The organism is Zhongshania sp. (assembly GCF_047636175.1).
In the GTDB taxonomy this organism is placed as follows: Bacteria; Pseudomonadota; Gammaproteobacteria; order Pseudomonadales; family Spongiibacteraceae; genus Spongiibacter.
In genome coordinates, this window is sequence record NZ_JBLIKC010000023.1 from 42,555 (window position 1) to 61,905 (window position 19,351).

General features: G+C 50.9%; 15 protein-coding genes and 1 pseudogene. 15 read left to right on the forward strand and 1 reads right to left on the reverse strand.

Features of this window, described 5'->3' with window-relative positions; all coding sequences use genetic code 11:
• The first annotated feature begins 186 nt into the window (after nt 1-186).
• The 11 genes and pseudogenes from ACI955_RS13665 (at nt 187) to ACI955_RS13715 (ending at nt 15,214) form a co-directional block, all read left to right on the forward strand.
• Nucleotides 187-645: a hypothetical protein gene (locus ACI955_RS13665; protein WP_415244297.1), complete on the forward strand. Its 459-nt coding sequence runs from the start codon at nt 187-189 to the stop codon at nt 643-645.
• A 106-nt stretch (nt 646-751) separates the two neighbouring features.
• Nucleotides 752-1,627 (forward strand): metal-dependent hydrolase, encoded by an 876-nt coding sequence (locus tag ACI955_RS13670; protein WP_415244298.1) that lies wholly within the window; start codon nt 752-754, stop codon nt 1,625-1,627.
• Between the two features lie 186 nt (nt 1,628-1,813).
• Nucleotides 1,814-4,174 (forward strand): TonB-dependent receptor, encoded by a 2,361-nt coding sequence (locus tag ACI955_RS13675; protein WP_415244299.1) that lies wholly within the window; start codon nt 1,814-1,816, stop codon nt 4,172-4,174.
• A 28-nt stretch (nt 4,175-4,202) separates the two neighbouring features.
• Nucleotides 4,203-5,678 (forward strand): flavin-containing monooxygenase, encoded by a 1,476-nt coding sequence (locus ACI955_RS13680; RefSeq protein ID WP_415244300.1) that lies wholly within the window; start codon nt 4,203-4,205, stop codon nt 5,676-5,678.
• A gap of 293 nt (nt 5,679-5,971) precedes the next feature.
• Nucleotides 5,972-7,990, forward strand: coding sequence for a DUF3604 domain-containing protein (locus tag ACI955_RS13685; RefSeq protein ID WP_415244301.1), 2,019 nt, complete (start codon nt 5,972-5,974; stop codon nt 7,988-7,990).
• A 323-nt stretch (nt 7,991-8,313) separates the two neighbouring features.
• Nucleotides 8,314-9,321, forward strand: coding sequence for an alpha/beta fold hydrolase (locus tag ACI955_RS13690; RefSeq protein ID WP_415244302.1), 1,008 nt, complete (start codon nt 8,314-8,316; stop codon nt 9,319-9,321).
• Nucleotides 9,322-9,419: 98 nt separating this feature from the next.
• Nucleotides 9,420-10,352, forward strand: coding sequence for a peptidyl-prolyl cis-trans isomerase (locus ACI955_RS13695; RefSeq protein ID WP_415244303.1), 933 nt, complete (start codon nt 9,420-9,422; stop codon nt 10,350-10,352).
• Complete coding sequence (locus ACI955_RS13700; RefSeq protein WP_415244304.1) at nt 10,349-11,335, forward strand: HupE/UreJ family protein; 987 nt, start codon at nt 10,349-10,351, stop codon at nt 11,333-11,335. Before ACI955_RS13695 ends, ACI955_RS13700 begins: the two co-directional genes overlap by 4 nt.
• A 319-nt stretch (nt 11,336-11,654) precedes the next feature.
• Nucleotides 11,655-12,110, forward strand: a complete 456-nt coding sequence (locus ACI955_RS13705; RefSeq protein WP_415244305.1) for a DUF4112 domain-containing protein — start codon at nt 11,655-11,657, stop codon at nt 12,108-12,110.
• A gap of 33 nt (nt 12,111-12,143) precedes the next feature.
• Nucleotides 12,144-12,359: pseudogene (locus ACI955_RS13710) on the forward strand (transposase domain-containing protein); the annotation flags it as partial.
• A 302-nt stretch (nt 12,360-12,661) separates the two neighbouring features.
• Nucleotides 12,662-15,214, forward strand: a complete 2,553-nt coding sequence (locus tag ACI955_RS13715) for a TonB-dependent receptor (RefSeq protein WP_415244306.1) — start codon at nt 12,662-12,664, stop codon at nt 15,212-15,214.
• A gap of 339 nt (nt 15,215-15,553) precedes the next feature.
• Here the strand turns inward: ACI955_RS13715 and nhaR are convergent, their stop codons facing one another.
• Entirely contained in the window at nt 15,554-16,465 is a 912-nt protein-coding gene (nhaR, locus tag ACI955_RS13720; protein WP_415244307.1) for a transcriptional activator NhaR, read from the reverse strand.
• A gap of 136 nt (nt 16,466-16,601) precedes the next feature.
• Here nhaR and hpf point away from each other — a divergent pair, with 136 nt between their 5' ends.
• The 4 genes from hpf to ACI955_RS13740 all read left to right on the forward strand — a co-directional run.
• Nucleotides 16,602-16,913: a ribosome hibernation-promoting factor, HPF/YfiA family gene (gene hpf / locus ACI955_RS13725; protein ID WP_415244308.1), complete on the forward strand. Its 312-nt coding sequence runs from the start codon at nt 16,602-16,604 to the stop codon at nt 16,911-16,913.
• Between the two features lie 142 nt (nt 16,914-17,055).
• Entirely contained in the window at nt 17,056-18,141 is a 1,086-nt protein-coding gene (locus ACI955_RS13730; protein WP_415244309.1) for a calcium/sodium antiporter, read from the forward strand.
• The gene (locus ACI955_RS13735) at nt 18,138-18,986 is read left to right on the forward strand and encodes a DUF6671 family protein (protein ID WP_415244310.1); all 849 of its coding nucleotides are present in this window, start codon (nt 18,138-18,140) and stop codon (nt 18,984-18,986) included. The genes ACI955_RS13730 and ACI955_RS13735 overlap by 4 nt, the downstream gene beginning before the upstream one ends.
• A 132-nt stretch (nt 18,987-19,118) precedes the next feature.
• A partial coding sequence (locus ACI955_RS13740; RefSeq protein ID WP_415244311.1) for a dihydroxy-acid dehydratase occupies nt 19,119-19,351 on the forward strand: 233 nt, incomplete at its 3' end.

Here is a 19,351-nt window from a genome sequence, read left to right on the forward strand (position 1 = left end):
CAGGGTTATGGGTATTAATAATCGGCCGCGCATAGCGGAATCTTTTAGAAATTAGCGGATAATATTATTATCTGATTGCTAATTTTTAATCACTTTTGTCGGGGGTGGTCAATCTTAGCTTGCGGGTCACTAGCGGCTTTAGTTCTAGTAAACCCTAATTTAACTGACAATATTGGAAGTCAAATAGTGGATGTAAAGATCAAGTATAAAACCATCGGCCACACCATTAAGAGTGTGGAAGACTTCTTTGGGCATCTTGCCGATATACCGGTAACTCTCAGCTATTTCCCCAAACTTAAACCCTTGGTAGCTCTGGACTCGCAACGGTATCAGTGGGAATTCGAGCGTATGGGTATGGGAGGTATTCATCATGATCTGCTGTTTGCCACGGAATTCAGCATTGATGAAGGCAGCGGTCTGATTCGCTTTGCCGCCTTGAGGGGTGTTGGCAATGCCACGCTATCTGGACTTTTCACCACTATCGAGGACGACAAAGGGACTCACTGCGCACTGGAGGTTGAGGGCGTTTTAAAAGGATTCAAGGTGCCGCGCCTGCTGCATCTGCCAGCCAAGCCGGTGATCCGCAAGCAGTTTGATGCGATGGTGTCGCAATTTGTGGCGAATGTGATGACAGCCTATGGCTGAAAAGCGGAATTGTAGATGGTGTGAAACACCGATTTTGTGGGGCGATAGTTGACATTGCATTAGCGGATAATTATATTATCCATATAGCCACGAAGGAGTAGGTGACATGAATACAGCAGCCGCGTCGCAACAATCGTTTACCGACAACCCTATCGAGGTCCGCAAGTTTGAACCCGACACCTCGCAGGTGAGTGAATACTACTTTGATAACGATCCCTTCAAAACGCACTTCATGAATGCCATGTCGATTACGTTTCCAGAGGGTGAGCGTTACTTTTTGCGTTCGGTGCTGGCATATCGGGAGGAGATTAGCGATCCAAAGCTGCATGAGGAGATCCAGCAGTTCTGCGCTCAAGAGGCACAACATTCTTTGGTCCATATGAAGTTGAACGAGTCGCCCAAGCACTTCGGCTATCCCATGGATGAGATAGAGGCTTTCGTTGCCAAGATGCTAAGAGCGAGAACAGCAGCTGGGAAAAAGAGTGCGGCGTGGCGGCGCTACAATCTAGCTGTCACGGTATGCCTAGAGCATTTCACCGCGGTCTTAGCCAATCAGGTGTTGAAGAAACCAGAGGTCATGTTTGATGGTCTGGATCCGGCTATTCGATCCTTATATCAGTGGCATGCGGTGGAAGAAATTGAGCACCGCGCAGTGGCTTTTGACGTTTACAAGGCGACCGGCGGCAGCGGCCTAGTGTTGCGCTTAGTTATGCTGACTACCAGCCTGATGTTCTTGTTTAGCAGCCTCAGAATTACCTATATATTACTTCGTAAAAGGGGTCACACTAAGCGCTTGTCTACCTGGAAAAGTGGGTTAAGGTATCTGTTTTTACCCCCTCAGGGTATGTTGTTTAGGGTTCTGCCCGACTGGCTAACGTTTTTTCTGCCGGGATTTCACCCGTCTAAATACCATTGCGACTTAGACACAACAGCGGTCTTACACGAAGTTGGTCAGTACTTGCGGCCGGCGGACTCTGTTTAGAGATGTCAGTGGATAGACTCAGAGTCCTCAGTAGATAGGGGCCTATAAGCTCAGGCGACATTCTCGGCGGTATTCGCATCACCCAAACCTTGCGACTTGTTTGGACTCGCTTCTGAGGTCGAGAGTGGCGCGCGCGATATTTATAGAATAATAAAATTATAATTATAATAATGATTCGAGAAAAATATGCGTATAAAAAAGTGTACTGTAGTGACAGTGAGTGCAGTTTTAATGCACTCCACACTGGCATTGGCGCAGTCCGGAGTGAGCCAGACTGACTCAAAATCCGCGCGTTTAGAAGAGGTATTAGTGACCGCTCAAAAACGTAGCGAGAACATCCGTGATGTGCCAATTTCGATCACCGTTATGAGCGAACAGTTTCTAGACGAGCAAGGCATCACCAACGTCAATGAGCTGTCGCAGCTCGCCCCAAATTTGGTCATTTCCGCGAGTCCATCGTTTAGCTTCGTTACGATGCGCGGCCTAGGCTCGGGCAACAATAAAGGTTTTGAGCGCTCCGTGTCCCTAGCAATCGACGGTATTTATTACGGCCGGCAGGATTATCTGCTTGAGGCCTTGGCTGACGTTAAGCAGGTGGAAGTCTTGCGTGGGCCGCAGGGCACATTGTTTGGTAAAAATGCCATCGCCGGTGCCCTTAATATCACCACCGGGCAAGCCACCGATGAGTTTACTGGCAAGCTCGCTGTGCAAGGTGGTGACCTCAATCGGGAAAGGGCTCGCTTCGCACTAGCGGGCCCTTTGATCGACGGTGTTTTGAACTTCCGCGTGAGTCATGATCAAGATAAGTATGATGGTTACATAAGAAATTCAGTCTTTGATCTTGACCCCGCAGATAACCCCCATCGGCAGAATGTGGATGAGTTTGAGTCCGCTAGGGATGCGCGAATAAGCAGGCTCAAATTGCATGCGCCTAACTGGATTGAAGGCCTCGATATTAATTTTTCAGCGACCCGCGCCAAGGTCTTCGGCAATGGCGTCGGCCTGCAACTGACCAAGGCGGAAGACTACACCTTAGAGGTTTCGCGGCGTTACGATCCGCAGATAGAGTCGGATAATAGTGATCATCAGGGGTCTATCAATCAGCGCGAAGACACAAATCGCATTGGCAACAGCTACTCATTGCAGTTCGATTACACCTTGAGTGATTATTTACTGACGGCGGTTATTGGCCATTCTTTTTTTAATCGGGATCAAATGTTTGATGCTGATATGGGGCCAGTAGATGCGCTTCGCATGGATGTTGATGACTACTACGCGCAGAGCACGGTCGAGTTTCGTGTGGCGTCGCCACAGGGAGAATGGTTGGAGTGGGTTGCTGGCGCTTACCTGTTTGATGCCGATATTATCGGTAATACTCGGATTTTCTTGAATACCCTGAAGACGCTGGAAATTTTGGAAGCCGCCCGCACCGGAGGTGTTAGTCCTGTGGTGGGGCTGGCAAACATGCTCGGGCTTAATAATGCAGTAGCGGCATCACAGAATAATGAGCGCTTCTTTGATCAAAATACCCGCTCGCTGGCGCTGTTTGGCCAGACTACTTGGAATGTGACGGATAAGCTTGCGCTGATTGCTGGCTTGCGAGTGTCCAAAGAAAGAAAGGTAGCTCAAGGAATTTTAGCGTATCCGGATGCATCATCAGAAGGCGTGTTTAATATCTTTCTTGGTGAAGAAGGCTACGATGAGCGCGGGGATCGCACCGAAGATGATGTCTCGCCAAAGTTAAGCGTGCGCTACACTTTGAGCGACGAAATTACTGTTTACGGTACCTACGCCACTGCATTTAAAGCGGGTGGCTACAACGAACAGGCTGTTACCAAGGATAATTTCACCTTTGAACCTGAGCAGGCAAGCACGCTTGAGACAGGTGTGAAAACCCGTTTTTACGGCGGTGCCGCGACCCTTAATGTCGGTTTATTTTATACCGAGTTTGATGATCTGCAGGTCAGTTTATTCGACGGCCTAAATTTCTCGGTAGGTAATGCCGCAACCGCTACCAGCTACGGCGCTGAAGTTGATGGCCAGCTCATTCCTAATTCTTGGTTGGTCCTGGGTGGTTCCATTGCCTACCTGCATGCCCGTTATGACGAGTTCACCGCTGGCCAATGTCCGTTTACCCCAGAATCAGAGTCTGGCGACGTCTGTGACTTGAGTGGCCGAGAGTTGTCGCGGGCACCGGAATGGGAGGTAAGTTTTACACCCCTAATCAGTTTGAGCCGCATGATTCCCTTGCTAGGAGAGAGTATTCCGGTGGATATAGGTGTGGGTATAACAATGACTTACCGATCTCACCTTTATACTACCGTGGATCTGGATCCCGTGGACTCTATGGGTGGGCATACTGAAGTCGGTGGTGGCTTAAAGTTTGCTGGTTTGGATGGAGACTGGGAAGTTGCAGTCAGTGTTAAAAATGCAACTGATAAAACGATCTTACTGGGTGGCAATGATGTGCCGATACAACCCGGCTCTCATGCTGGAGTAATGGCTGGGGGTAGACGAATTTTTGCAGAATTTACTTATCATTTGTGAGGCTTGAATAACGATGGAAACTCTCGACATGCTAATAATCGGTGCCGGCATTTCGGGTATCGGTGCGGCTGTTCACTATAAAAAGCACTTTCCCGAAAAGACCTACACTATAGTGGAGTCGCGCCAAGCCATTGGCGGAACCTGGGATCTTTTCCGCTACCCCGGTATCCGTTCGGACTCGGACATGTTCACCTTCGGCTATAAATTCAAGCCGTGGACGTCACGTAAGGCAATATCGCCGGGTGAAGACATTCGCGCCTACCTAAGCGAGACCGCTCAGGAATTTGGTTTAGATAAAAACATCCGCTTTGGTAAACGTTTGGTCGCGGCTAACTGGTGCAGTGACGCCCAATGTTGGCAGTGCGATATCAAGGAAATGGCCAGCGGTGAGATCACGCGTATGGCTTCGCGTTTTCTATTTATATGCAGTGGGTATTACAACTACGAGCAAGGCTACACGCCGGACTTCGCCGGTCGGGAAGATTTTAAAGGTCCCATTATTCACCCGCAGCACTGGCCGGAAGAACTGGATTATTCAGGTAAGCGGGTCATTATTATCGGCAGTGGCGCAACCGCCATGACCTTGGCACCTAACCTAGTTAAAGGCGGCGCCAAGGTGACCATGCTGCAGCGCTCGCCGACTTATGTCATTGGCGCGCCTGAGGAAGATGCGTTGGCCAATCGCCTGCGAGGCAAGCTCCCAGAAAAATGGACACACAGTATTGTGCGTTGGAAGAACATTCTGATGCAGATGTTCTTCTATCAGCTCTCCAAGCGGAGGCCGGTCGTCGCCAAGCGCTTCCTGCTCGGTCAGCTACGTCAGAAACTGGGTCCGGAATACGACATCAAGAAGCATTTCACACCAAGCTATAATCCCTGGGATCAGCGGGTGTGCCTGGTGCCGAACGGTGATTTGTTTCGATCCATTAGGGAGGGTCAGGTCACCATGGTCACTGACCATATTGAGAACTTTAATGCCGACGGAATAAAGCTGCAGTCGGGTGAACAGCTGAATGCCGATATTATTATCACGGCAACAGGTTTAAGAATGGAGGTGCTCAAAGACGTTTCACTGTCTTTAGACAAGCAGCCCGTCAACTTGCCAGATTTGTACAATTATAAAGGTGTGATGCTCAGCAGCATGCCGAATTTTGCTTACTCGGTCGGTTACACCAATGCATCATGGACTTTGAAGACCGATTTGGTAGACGATTACGTGTGCCGACTGATCCGTTACATGGATAAGAAGGATTTCAGTGTGGTGCGCCCCGAGATCCCTGCCGAAGGAATCACAGAGGCAGTTAAAATAGATCTGCTATCTGGCTACGTTCAGCGGGCGATGGATTCGCTGCCAAAACAAGGCACTAAAATGCCGTGGAGTTTGCATATGAATTACATCCGCGACATTTGGGCACTGCGTTACTTACGTCTGGGTGGTCTGCGCTTTGATAAGCGTGTCACTGCAGTAGACAAAGAAGCGGTTTATCCAGCAACGGCAGAATAATTATTTTACAAAATATTAATTCACGAAATAATCTAATAATAAATTAGCTGTCATTACTGGCGGTAGCCCTGCTATTCGCCTTTTTATTAGCTGTGCTGCTGCGTTATTGAGGGGGCACTTGGTTACTGAGATGGGTAGTAAAGACAGTCAGCGTACAAAAGTTCGCTCGAGAAATTCGTGAAATTGTCGTCATTGAGAATAGATTTTTCGATATCAGCGTGTAGTTAACTGCAGACCTAAAGACTGAAAATAAAATGCGAGATAATAAGACATCGAACTAAAAGGGATTTGAAATGAGTAAGAAAGTAATTGCTGTGGCGGTCTTGATTAGCGTAGGTGGGGCTGCCCTGTGGTTTAGTCAACGACAACCTAGTGTCGGCGCAGAGCACCTTGTCGACACCTTACGCAGTAAAATATTTGAGGCGGATTACCGCGTTTTATCACTGCCGGCTCCCGCAGATCAAGATCAAAGGGTAGTTGAGGATGGCTCGCGTCGGCCGTTTTTTGGCGATGTTCATGTCCATACTACCCTGTCATTCGATGGCTTTTCGGTGGGCACTATTGCTACGCCGGCAGATGCTTATCGCTACGCTCGCGGCGAGCCGCTGCAGCATCCGGCTGGTTTTGAAATGAAATTGCGAGAGCCGCTGGATTTCTATGCGGTAAGCGATCACGCCATGTTTATGGGGGTCGCTCGGGAAGCCGCTACTGTGGGTACCGCTTATTCCAAGCACAATTCATCTCAGAGTATTCATGGCTTAAATGATCCTGAGCGACGGGGTACGGACCTACTGAGTACCTTAAAGCGCATAAAGGCATTTTCAAATTTCCTGCCCGAAAATGTGAATGCGATTAAATCAGGTGAAATTCCTGTCAGTGATGCGCTTGACGTGATGTCGGCCGCTTGGCGCGAAACAGTGGAAGCCGCGCGGCGCTATAACGATCCAGGTAAATTTACCACCTTGGTGGCCTATGAATTTACCTCTACGGCAGCCGATGCCGGCAATCTACACCGCAACGTTATCTTTCGGAATACTGAGCAACTGCCAGTGCAACCTTTTTCTACCTTGCACTCTGCGAATCCCGAAGATTTATGGGACTGGATGGACGCAATGCGTGAGCAGGGCGTAGAGAGTTTAGCGATTCCTCATAATTCCAATGGTTCCAACGGTCATATGTTTGAAATGACCATGAGCGATGGCAGCCCGATTGATGCGGCTTATGTTCAGCAGCGATTGCGCAACGAACCGGTGGTCGAAATTACTCAAATTAAGGGGACCTCGGAAACCCATCCCGCCTTGTCGACACGGGATGAATGGGCTGGTTTCGAAATCACCAATGAGCGTGTCGCCTCCTCCTTGATGAGCGTGCCTGAGGGCAGTTATGTGCGCCATGCTCTGAAACGGGGACTGGTTTTAGAAAAAATGGGAATAGGCAATCCTTATGACTTTGCCGTGATTGGCTCAAGTGATACCCACAATGCCGCCAGCGGTGTAAGCGAAGATGACTATGTGTCTAAACTAGGTTTGATATCCGCTGATGGAAAATTCCGTGGTTCTGTTCCATTCAGTTGGTGGGAAGGGCTGGCTATTAAACTAGCCACTCAGGATTTGGTGGAAACGGTCGAAGGAAAAACCTATACCGGCGGTTCACTACCCACCTTTGGCGCATCCGGTCTAGCCGGCGTGTGGGCGGAGGCAAATACCCGCGAGCACATCTATCAAGCCTTTCGTCGTGGCGAAACGTTTGCGACCTCGGGGCCACGTATTTCGCTACGTTTTTTCGCGGGTAGCGACTTTGATGACGACATGCTTAAAGGCAATGATGTGTTTGCCGAGGTCTATAGGCGCGGTGTCACAATGGGCGGACATTTAACGCTGCAAGGCGAGCAGCAACCCACTTTTATACTTTGGGCAATGGCTGATGCCAATAGCGCCCCGCTACAGCGCCTGCAAATTATAAAAGGTTGGATCGACAATGATGGTGACGTTCATGAGGCCGTTTACGACGCCGCTTGTGCCGATGGTGTGGAGGTCGATCCAGTCACTCAACGTTGTCCGGACAACGGCGCTGACGTGGACATAAGCAACTGCGAGCTTTCAGCGTCTAGCGGTGCGGCGCAGTTGCGCACAGTGTGGCGCGACCCTAGTTACTCTCAGGGGCAGCGAGCTTTCTACTACGCGCGAGTATTAGAAAATCCAAGCTGCCGATGGTCTACCTGGGACGCTATTCGGGCAGGTATTAAGCCCCGGCCTGACTTTCCTGCGACGATCCAGGAGCGCGCTTGGAGTTCAGCTATTCAAGTGTACTAGTGCCTTTTACTCACAGAGTTAGCTTCACATGATGTCAGTGTGAGCAATGTTGCCGTCGGCTTTTTTTAAAATACCTATTGTTGATGCGGTTAAACTCCATGTCGCCATAGGCAATCCCGAGGGCGAAGAAAAAATTTCAAACGGTTTAGTAATGTGAGCATGGTGTCGGAAAGCGTCGCTATAGACTAGACGAATGACTGCTTGGCCTGAAACGAGTATGGGCCGGATTGAAAACTCGCTTGGCCTAGGTCTTGTTCAAGCTAAATCAGTTTTGAGAGCCAGCAACGTTTTGAAAGTTCCTGTGTTTAGAGAAAGTAAATACTATGTCAACAATACTGTGGTCACTAATAGGGATTGCTCTATTTATTCATTTAACTAGATCTCTATTGGCTATCAAGCAATGGTCTGCTCCCACCGCTGAATTCTTTAGTGGTGACTTACTGACGCTGGGCGATAATTTAGTTTGTATCCCCGAGCGGGAAATTGATTCTCAGCTTCCTGACGACGCGCCAACGGTAATTTGCTTTCCCGGACTTTTAGAAGACATGCGTTACTTTCTCAATGTTCATCGGGAAACGCCAGCACGGCTCATCATTATTAATAATGCTAACTACCAGAATCCATTTGCAGCTCGGCCGTCGCCGGAACCAGTGTGGTGGCAGGTCAACCCGCACAGATTGGGAACTATTGCCCACGACGCGTTTTGTATGGTCAAGGTGGTGGAACACTTTATTAAAGAGGGTGCTGTCTACCTGCATGGTCATTCTCGGGGTGGTGCGGTGGCCTTGGAAGCTGGCCGACAGCAGCCGCATTTATTTCGACAGGCGACCGCAGTACTAGAGGCGGCCGTTGTTCCCCAGGGACGGCTGGCGAATAATGGGGAACGCTATTTAAAACCGGTTGGCCTCTATCTACTGCCATTTGTTTTTACCGTGCTGCGGCTCTTGCCAGAGGAAAAGCGGCGGCGGGCTTTGATGATACGGAAGCCGACGGTCAATAAAAATAAGCTTGTTGCCGCCTTCCCCTATGTTCCTAAGCAATATGCAACAGTGGTTTCGCAGGTGGCCGATATTATTCAATGGCAGTTAAAAAGTGATGTCAGCTATTACGAACATTTCGCAGCGGTGTGCTTGATTACGGGGGAGCGTGACCAAGTATTATGGCGAAAGGCAATGCTAGCGAGTGCTCGCCAGTCAGCAAAAGTGCAAGTCATTGAGACCCAGGATACCGACCACTTTCCGAGTCTTGAAAAACCGGACGAGGTGAGTGCGCTATTTGCCAAACAGTTAGCGCATTGTCACAGTATGACAGCCGAGGAGCTTACTGAGTAAGTTTTGAATACACAGGGTTTTAACATCACGCTCGCGTTTACCGCGTCGAGTTAGATTCATTTGCGGTGCATGAAGCTAAACGGAATTTAGGGTAGATAGTGATATTTTTATTTCGACAGCCGTTTTTACATTTCCTGCTTATTGGCATATTGCTGTTCGCGCTTCAACACTATCAGGGCCTTGCCAAAACCTACCAGCTGGCGTCATTGGATGAGGGTGCCACTCAGCTTTTAGTTGATGATTTCTTTAGCATGACGGCTAGGATGCCAGCACCGAGCGACATGAAGAAGCTTGTCGCTAAGGAGCTTGATAAACGTATTTTATTTGCCGAAGGATTACGTCTGAATTTTCATCGCGACGACAGTGTCATCCTTCAGCGTCTGTTGCGTAACGCAATCTTCCTTGGTTTTGAGGGCAGTGATAAAGAAAAAATCCGCGCGGCATTTGAATTGGGTATCCATGAGTCAGACGAGGTTATACGCGCTCGTATAGTTCAGCGTATGGCGAGTGTCGGGCGAAGTCATGCGACAGGCACCCCTACTGACGCAGAGTTGATGGATCTCTATCAGGCGGATTTATCTGCTTGGCAAGAACCTGCGCGCTACACCTTTGAACATCTATTTTTCAGTGTTGATCGCGAGCAGGAACCGGTCGAGCGCGCCGCATTGGCATTTGAGCAGCTGCAGGCTGATTCATCTCCTCAGGGTCTAGGTGATATTTTTCTGCCCGGCACACAGTTCTCTGCTAAATCATTGCGGGATGTGGCGAGTATTTTCGGCGTGTCATTTAGTGAATATTTTAATTCAAAAGAGTTCTTGCTCAAGGTGTGGCAAGGTCCGATAGCCTCAGTATTTGGTCAGCACATCGTTAGAGTAACGGCGATAGATCCTGTCCAGCAGCAAGACTTTAATGCGGTGCGAAGGGAACTCGCACAGCGTTGGCAGGAGGAACAAGAAAACGCAGCGTTTGAGGCCTACCTTGCGCAATTGCGGGGCCGCTACCGTGTCACCACTGACGGAGAGCTGCAATGATCCGTCTACTTTGCCTGTTGATTCTTCTATACGCTGCGCCGTGTTTTGCTCATAAGCTAGCCCCGTCCTTGCTAGAGATTGATGGCGGCAAGAGCCAGCAGTTTAATGTGCTGTGGAGAACGCCAGCCTCAAGCGAGCAGGCGAGTCCTGAGCCGGTGTTGCCCGAAACCTGTTCGGTCTTAGCCGGTCCGACTCAGCGCGCGGTCGGAACGGCTATCGAATACCAGTGGCAGTTGAAATGCCTTCAGGGTCTTGAGGGGCAGGATATTCAGATCACTGGCTTAACCGCGAGTCGAACCGCAGCACTGATTAAAATTTCTCTCGCTGATGGTCGTCAATACACCCAACTGATAAGACGTGATAATCAAACCTTTAGGATACCCACCGTCCCCAGTGCCTTGGCCGTGGTGGAGCAGTACTTTGTTCTGGGCGTAGAGCATATTTTAATCGGGCTTGATCATTTGCTGTTTGTTACCGGACTGTTGCTACTGGCGGCTTCTTGGCGGCAACTAACACTGACGATAACCGCATTTACCGTCGGTCACAGTGCGACCTTGGTGTTGGTGAGTTTGGGGATTATTCCGCAGGTTGCGGCGTGGGTGGAGCTGGCAATTGCCGCCACAATTCTTTACCTAGCTGTGGAGCTTAGCTATGGCGCTGCGGGAACGCGGCGAGTGCGATGGCCGATCGTCGCGGTGTTCGGGCTTATTCATGGCTTGGGTTTTGCGAGTGTACTTGCGGAGCTGGGTTTGCCACAAAGTGATGTGCTGACGGGGTTGCTCTCTTTTAATGTGGGTATTGAAATAGGCCAGTTGCTATTTGTAGGCGCTCTGGCCTTGGCGTTTATGTTACTGCGACAACTGTTTGCTGGCGCAGGACCGCTTATGCGCAATGTCGCGGTTTATACTATGGGCGGAATGGCGGTGTTTTGGTGTCTCGACAGAGGCTACGGCATGTTGTTAAGTAGTCTTTACTATTTCTAAGCTTATTTTAGCGCAGATCTTGCTGGCCAGATAATCGGGTGGCTAAGTGGTATTGCTTGCAGGTTTGCTTATATACATCGCTCGGCGCTGGCAACTAGAGCCTTGGTTTTGCTCACAGTCAGATGCACAATCTGTCCTCCTGATTTCTTCTAACCGATGATCCCGAATAAAATTAACCATATACTTCGGAAAAATAGACTTCCCCCGACCGGATTCGAAACTGGTCTGCAAACAGCTTGCGATTATCAGCTTCAGGACTAAGAAGACGAGTACCAAGGCTGCAACAAAGGGGCTGATTGATCCTAGAGTAGGAAAAAATATGGACAAATTAACTGAAGCTAAACAGCGTGCGATCCTTGAGAGATTGGATAAGTTCAGCCGCTTTACCGATAGTAGCATTGGCATTCCCTTCACCAAATTTCAGATTGGCGCCGAGGCCGTGATCGGCCTGCTTCCGGTGGTGGGTGACGTGGCAGGGCTGCTGCTTTCTGGGTACGTCCTAGTTGAGGCGCAGCGGGCCGGGGCTAGCAAGGACGTGAAGCTGCGGATACTGCGTAATATGGGGATTGATTTTCTCGGCGGACTGTTGCCTGTAGTGGGCGATGCCTTTGATGCGATTTATAAGGCCAACACACGCAATACCCAGTTGCTACGAACCTATTTGGAAGAACAATTGGCGGTGGAACCGCCTCAGCCGCCATTCCCTTGGATGACACTGATCGTGCTGTCGGCTCTTTTTGCCATAGTCACTGGCGGGATGTCGCTGGTCCTCTGATCACTTTCCTCGCGTTACTAGTAGCGAGTGTAAAATCAGATCCTTCCGTGGCCGCTCGGTCGTTCAAACTGACTGTTTGCGGGCTCATTGCGCAGTGGTCGACGCGTGGGGAATATCATGACTTTGATTCAATCAGCGAAGATCAATGGGTTCGATCTGCAGACCTACCTGAGAGGGCTGATGGAAAAAATGTCGAAGCATCGTGCCTCGAATATTGGTCAGCTGCTCCCACACAATGGGCAGTTTTGACTCAAGAATGCATGGTCGGACGGTTACGGGCTGCGAATATGGCGCGTTATTTTCGATCTTTGCCAGTAATATCTTCTCATTGGTCGGAAAACTTGTTAAACATACCTAGTGGCCAATGTCTCAATAAGCTATTTCTGAGAAAAACTGCCGTGATAAATATTTAATGAACAATTTTTAGAGTGATACTGCCGTTACCGGAGCTGCGTAGCCACCGTAAATAGTAGCCAAACTTACACAATAAAAAGTCTGCCCGAGTTTATTCCTAGGGCAAGACTCTTATTTCTAGAAAGATGAGGACCACAATGAAAAAAAGAATCAGTGCCTTATTGCCCCTACTGCCATTGAGCTTACTTGCTAGCTTCGCGCAGGCCGCGCCAATGCTTGAAGAAGTTGTGGTTACTGCACAGCTGCGTGCGCAAAGCCTTCAGGATGTGCCGGTTTCCGTTAGCGCCATCGGGGGGGAGAAAATGATGGAGGCGGGTATTGCTAAGATTGAGGACCTGCAGGCCTACGTACCCAACTTCACTATGTCGGAATCCGGCATTGGTACTGATATTTATATTCGCGGCATCGGCTCAGGTGAAAACCAAGGCTTTGAGCAATCGGTGGGTATGTACGTTGATGGTATTGCCTTCGGTCGCGCTCAGTTGGCGCGGGCACCTTTCCTCGATTTGTCTCGAGTAGAAGTTTTACGCGGCCCACAGAACATCCTAATGGGCAAAAACAGTATTGCTGGCGCCATCAGTATCCAAACCGCTAACCCAAGCGAATACGCTGAAGGCAACGTTCAGGTCACCTACGAGCCTGAACAGAACGAGCGTATTATCGATTTGGTAGTCAGCGGCCCGATCAATGATCGTTTGGGCTACCGTTTTGCTGTGCGCAAGCGCGAGCTAGACGGCTTTATGGAAAACTTGGTGCTGGATCGCGACGAAGCTCAGCGCGGCGAAGAAACCTTCCGCATTAAGCTCAGCTGGGATGTCAGCGACAGTGTAACGGCCAAGTTTAAAATCGAGGCGGGTAGCTTTGATGTGGTCGGTCGCAACTCTGAAATTATTACCAATTACGCGTCAGACTCCGATGTTTTCTTATTCCAAGGTCGCACCTACGGCGAGATCATGGATCGCACAACATTCCCAGACGCAGACGGCTTAGCGGCATTGAGCGGCTTACTGCCGGCACCGGTGTTAAATTTTCTACAGCTTCAGCCCAACGGCTCGATTATCGATATCGACTCCGATGAGGGTGTACTGAACAATACCGCTGATCGCAAGCGCCACAGCAACGGCGACTACAGCAATAACGACACCTATAATTTTACAGCCAATATCGACTGGTATCGCGACGATCACCAATTCACCTCGATCAGCGGCATTATGGGTTATGAGTACGATGAAGACTGTGACTGCGACTTTACCGGAGCGCCGCTGTTCCAAGTTGAGTTTCAAGAAGAGTACCAGCAGTTCAGCCAAGAATTCCGCTGGATTTCCCCAGCCGGCGAAACCTTTGAGTATATTGCGGGTGCCTATTTCCAATACAGCGAACTGGACTTTTTCGACTCGCTATATCTGCCCTCCGACATTATTCCGCAACTGGTTAACGCCGCCGACCTGCTCGAAGGTGGCGCCCGTGGTGATGCTGATCCCGGCGCTGACGGCTCCAGCGGCTTTGAGCTCCTAGGTATTGGTGACGCCGGTAACGCGCTCCGTGGCATCCGTACACCGCGTGACTTCAACAGCGAATCAACCATCGCCTCAACCTTCATGCAGGCAACCTGGAATATGACGGACACCTTCCGCCTGACCCTCGGTGGTCGCCTGACTTGGGAAAATAAAGAAGGTGCCCGCAAACTCGAATTTAGCTTTGAAGACGGTACAATTCAGCCACTGGGTGAAATCGACACCGCATCTGCGGTCAGTTTCGCCGCCGAACGTCACGACCTGAAAGGTGAGCGCGAAGAAGTGCAGTTCGCACCGCTGATCAACTTGCAGTGGGATGCCACTGATGACTTAATGACGTACTTCTCCGCCAGCCGAGGTTACAAGTCAGGCGGCTTTGACGCGCGCTCCAATGCGTCGCCTAGCGCAGAGCCTACGCCGATTAACCCCAATGCGCCTACAGGTACTAATCAGAAAGTGTTGATTGGTAGCTTTGAGTTTGAGGAAGAGGAAGCGCTTAGCTTTGAGTTGGGTATGAAAAGTACACTTCTCGAAGGTGCCGCCGAGCTGAATATGGCGCTGTTCCGCACCGAGTTCGAGAATCTGCAGGTCAGTGTCTTCGACGGCACCCTGGGCTTTAATGTGGGTAATGCTGCCAGCGCTATTTCTCAGGGTATTGAACTGGATGGCCGGATGGCCCTGACCGAAAATCTGGTGTTGGCCGGCGGCCTGGCCTTCCTCGACTTCGAGTTTCAGGACCACCAGTTTGGCACCTGTATTCAGGATCAGGTGCCCGACAATGCCAATGGCATTAACTGTGACTACAGTGGCAAGACTAATCAATACGTTGCTGACTACTCCGGTAATTTGATGCTGGCCTACGAGCGCCCGCTGGGTAACTCACTAATGCTGCGCGCTAATATTGATATGATTTTTACCGACGACTATCACCCCTCGCCGAATTTGGATGATCGCATCAAGCAGGACGCTTACCAAACCTTCAATGGTCGAGTTGCCCTGTCGTCAATAGACGGCGAGTGGGAAGTGGCATTGCTGGGTAAAAACCTTAGCGATGAGTTGGTTGTGCTCTACGGCGTTGATGCGCCGACCGCTAAAACCATCACCGGGGCGACGACCCATCACGGCTTGGTCAATAACCCACGTACTTTTGCGCTGCAAGCCAGCTACCGCTGGTAACCCTGCGACCCCGTTACAGCTGCTTGTCGCTGCACCGGGGTATGTAAAAGTGCCGCCTCTGCGGTAACTGCATATACCAAAAACTACTGGCTAATTTCTTACTCAACTAATCAGAGCGTGAGGAGGAACGGCTGGCCAAACTGGAGAGCCATCTGCATACCCCGAGGAGGCGGAGATTGACGAGCAGGAAGAAAGCTAGGTCGCCAGCAATGAATTTTGACCCGCATGTAACACTTTCCCTCAGGACGACTGCGGGGGTAGAAGTGATAGTCGTGGCCTTCCTAAGTGTGATTCCACACTGGTATTTCTGCGAGGGAATGCCATGCCAAGAACATCGCGCTAACGACTAGAATCTGTGCCAGCAAATAAGGAGTGCTTAGCTGCTTCGCTAACCGCTATGACCGCTGGATGGGTAAGTCTGCGCTCGATGGAGATGGCATAGTAGCGAAGTATGACCTCTTGGGCGCAGCCAATTACTTCGGCACCATACTGACTGCTAATTTCGTCACGCAAAATGGTTGGCGCTGCAAAAACACCCTCACCGGCTTTACCGAAAGCTTTCATCAGTGCGCTATCGTCAAAGTTCCCAATGATGCGTGGCTGGATCTGATGTTCGCTGAACCAGCGCATCAACGGTACTTGAACCGCCGACTTATCCCCCGGAAGTAACATCGGAGCGCCGTCCAATGACTGTGGAAAATTTGGTCGGTAGCGCGCGGCCAATTCTGGCACCGCGTAAAAGTTGATGGCGCAGCGGCCCAGCTCGTGGTTATAGCCTTTTACCCCTAATTCGGAGGGCAGCGGTCGGTCTGCAATCACCAGGTCGAGTTGGTGAATAGCCAGCTCTGCGAACAATCGCTCTAGCTTGTCTTCGTAGCACATCAGGCGGACGGGCTCAGCCAGTGCGAGAGCCGGCGCCAAAAGCTGATACGCCAGTGTTTTAGGCACTGCGTCGCCAACACCTACCCGGAATGACTGTTCACCACTGGTGGCGCCACTGCGTAAGGATTGTTCCAGTTCATTGCCGATCTGGAATATCTCATCTGCATGGGATAGTGCCAGTTTGCCAGCCGATGTCAGCTCTAGGCGCCTGCCGATGCGTCGAAATAAATCGGTGGCTAATGCTCGCTCCAGCTCGGCGAGCTGGCCACTAATTGTTTGTGGGGTGAGGTTGAGTCGCTCGGCTGCACGGATGATGCTTCCGGCTTTGGCGATGTTCCAAAAATAGTAAAGCTGTTTATAATTCAGCATGGCCAGTAAAATTCTCAATCAGTCTGTAACGATGTAAACGCAAAGAATAATCTGCTTTTCTTGATGCTTAAGCAAGTTTAGGATGCTTGTCGAATGCTCGAGGTGTGACTAAAGGCGAGGCGGGGCGGAAAAAAGTATGCAGATTGATATTCAGACTCGCGGCCTCATATTGACCGAGGAGTTGCGCATCCATGTGGAGCGTCGTTTACAGTTTGCACTGAGCCGTTTTCAGGATCGGGTGCAGCGGATCGCCGTGTGCCTATCTAACGCTGACAGCAGTGGTGCAGCGCTGCAATGCGATCTCCATATTCACGTCAAGGGTTGGCCCGATGTCTTAATCGAAGATACTGAGGCGGATATTTATGTGGCGATCAACCGCGCGGTGTCGCGAGCAGGCAGAACCCTAGAACGGCAGCGCTTGTACGGTCATCTCGATAGCCCATCTTAAGGGGGATGATGTGAAAACTAAGTTGAATAGCACCGCTTTCGTCACGGCGGTAAATCTATCTATATTTGCTCGCTTCGCGATTGGCGTGAGCAACTAGAGGTTATTTTGAAGTGCTTGTTGCAGTGAAAAGGGTATGAACATAATGGTGATTTTGTTTTTGCTACTCGGTTTGATACTGCTGGTGCTTGGCGCCGAACTGTTGGTGCGTGGAGCCTCGCGACTCGCGCTGCGCTTTGGGATTTCGCCCCTAGTCATCGGGCTTACCGTGGTCGCCTTCGGTACTAGTGCGCCGGAGCTGGCGGTGAGTGTGCAGTCGGGTTTAGCGGGCCAATCTGGAATCGCCATTGGCAATATCGTGGGCAGCAATATTTTCAATATATTGGTGGTCCTTGGGGTCTCTGCACTTATCACGCCGCTGGTGGTGTCACAGCAGTTAGTCAGAATTGATGTCCCGCTGATGATAGGTGCATCAATGCTGTTATGGATCATGGCGTTCGACGGTCGAATCGGCCTTATTGATGGTCTGTTGCTGACCGGTGGGATTGTGGCCTACACGGTGTTTGCTATTCAGCAAGGTCGCAAGGAAAGCCCGATGGTGCAAGCCGAGTATACTCAGGCCTTTGGTGAAGGTGATACACCGCGACTGGGGCGTCTGCCCATTCAGATTGCGCTCATTGTTAGCGGCCTGATACTACTGGTGCTGGGTGCTCAGTGGCTGGTAGACAGTGCGGTGGTGATTGCTCGCGCGCTGGGCGTGAGCGAGGTCATTATTGGTCTGACGATCGTTGCCGCTGGTACCTCGCTGCCAGAACTCGCGACGTCAGTGGTGGCAGCGATGCGCGGCGAGCGTGACATCGCCGTCGGCAACGTGATTGGCAGCTGCCTGTTTAACCTGCTATCGATTGCGGGTATCGCCGCCCTAGTTACACCGGGCGGGATTGAGGTGGCGGCGTCACTGCTGCGCTTTGATATTCCGGTGATGGCGGTGGTAGCGCTTGCCTGCCTGCCGATTTTTGCCGCTGGGCATCGGGTTGCTCGCTGGGAAGGCGCGCTGTTTCTTACATACTACTTGGCGTATGTGCTGTACCTGATTCTGGCGGCCACCCAGCACGCCGTGCTGCCAGTCTATAGCGCGGCTATGCTCGGCTTTGTGTTACCGCTTACCGTTATTACCTTGACTGTGATGCTGGTGCGCTATCGAGTGATGACGTCCGCGGTGAAGCCATGACTGGTATGATGTACAGCGGTCAGCGCGTAGCGTTACTTACCCAGCACGGCAAGGAAAAGGTATTGGCGCCGGTGTTGGACAGTGCGCTCGGTTGCCGCACAGAGCGCGTTACCGGCTATGACACCGATCTCTTGGGGACTTTTAGTCGCGACATTCCCCGTGTTGGCACTCAGCTAGACGCGGCGCGCAAAAAAGCGCGCATTGGTATGGCAATGTCTGGCGTGCCCTTAGGTCTTGCCAGTGAAGGTTCCTTTGGGCCAGATCCCTTCACCGGGATGCTACCTTGGAATGTGGAATTACTGATATTTATTGATGATGAGCGCGGGCTGGAGATTATAGGCCGCGCGCACGGCAAAGCGAATTCCGCCCATCAGTTAGTTGCAAACTGGAATGCGGTAGAAACTTTTGCAAATCAAATTGGATTTCCCGAGCACCATGTGGTGATTCGTCCTGAGGCCGAGGGTGACCCTCGTATTCGCAAAGATATTAGCTCCTGGGCTGAGCTAAAAGCCGCCTTCGCTTGGGCGCTGGAACAATCTTCAAATGGCGGAGTTTTTTTGGAAGCCGACGGGCGGGCCCACGCCAACCCCACTCGCATGGGAAATATTCGCTTGGCCGCCGAGGATTTGGTGGCAAAGCTGGCGTCCCTATGTCCGGCGTGCGGTAGTCCGGGATTTTGGATTGTCGATCGGGTGGCCGGACTGCCGTGTGCGGACTGCAGTGCGCCGACCCGTGAAACTCGCGCTGAGGTTCATGGATGCCTCAAGTGCATGTATCGTAACAGCCTTGAGGTCAGTGACCGGGCTTGGGCCGAGTCAAGTCGCTGTGATTACTGCAACCCCTGAGGCCGTATATAAGAACATGACACGTCTGATCTTGACCCACGCCGACGCCGGGCTAGCCCGTGGCAATGGGAAGGAACTCGTTTACTCTGCGCGGCATAAGTGTGCGCGCTAAAACTATATTAAGGATTTGAGATGACTGAGATTACCGAAAATATGCGTAAGTATTCCGCTCTTGTGGTGGATGGCATTGAGTCGGCCCCCGCCCGTGCGATGTTGCGCGCCGTCGGCTTTACTGATGATGACTTTAAGAAACCGCAGATCGGTATCGCCTCGACTTGGGCGAATGTTACGCCCTGTAATATGCATATCAATAAGCTGGCTGAAGAGGCTGAAAAAGGCGCCAATGCCGGGGGTGGCAAGGGTGT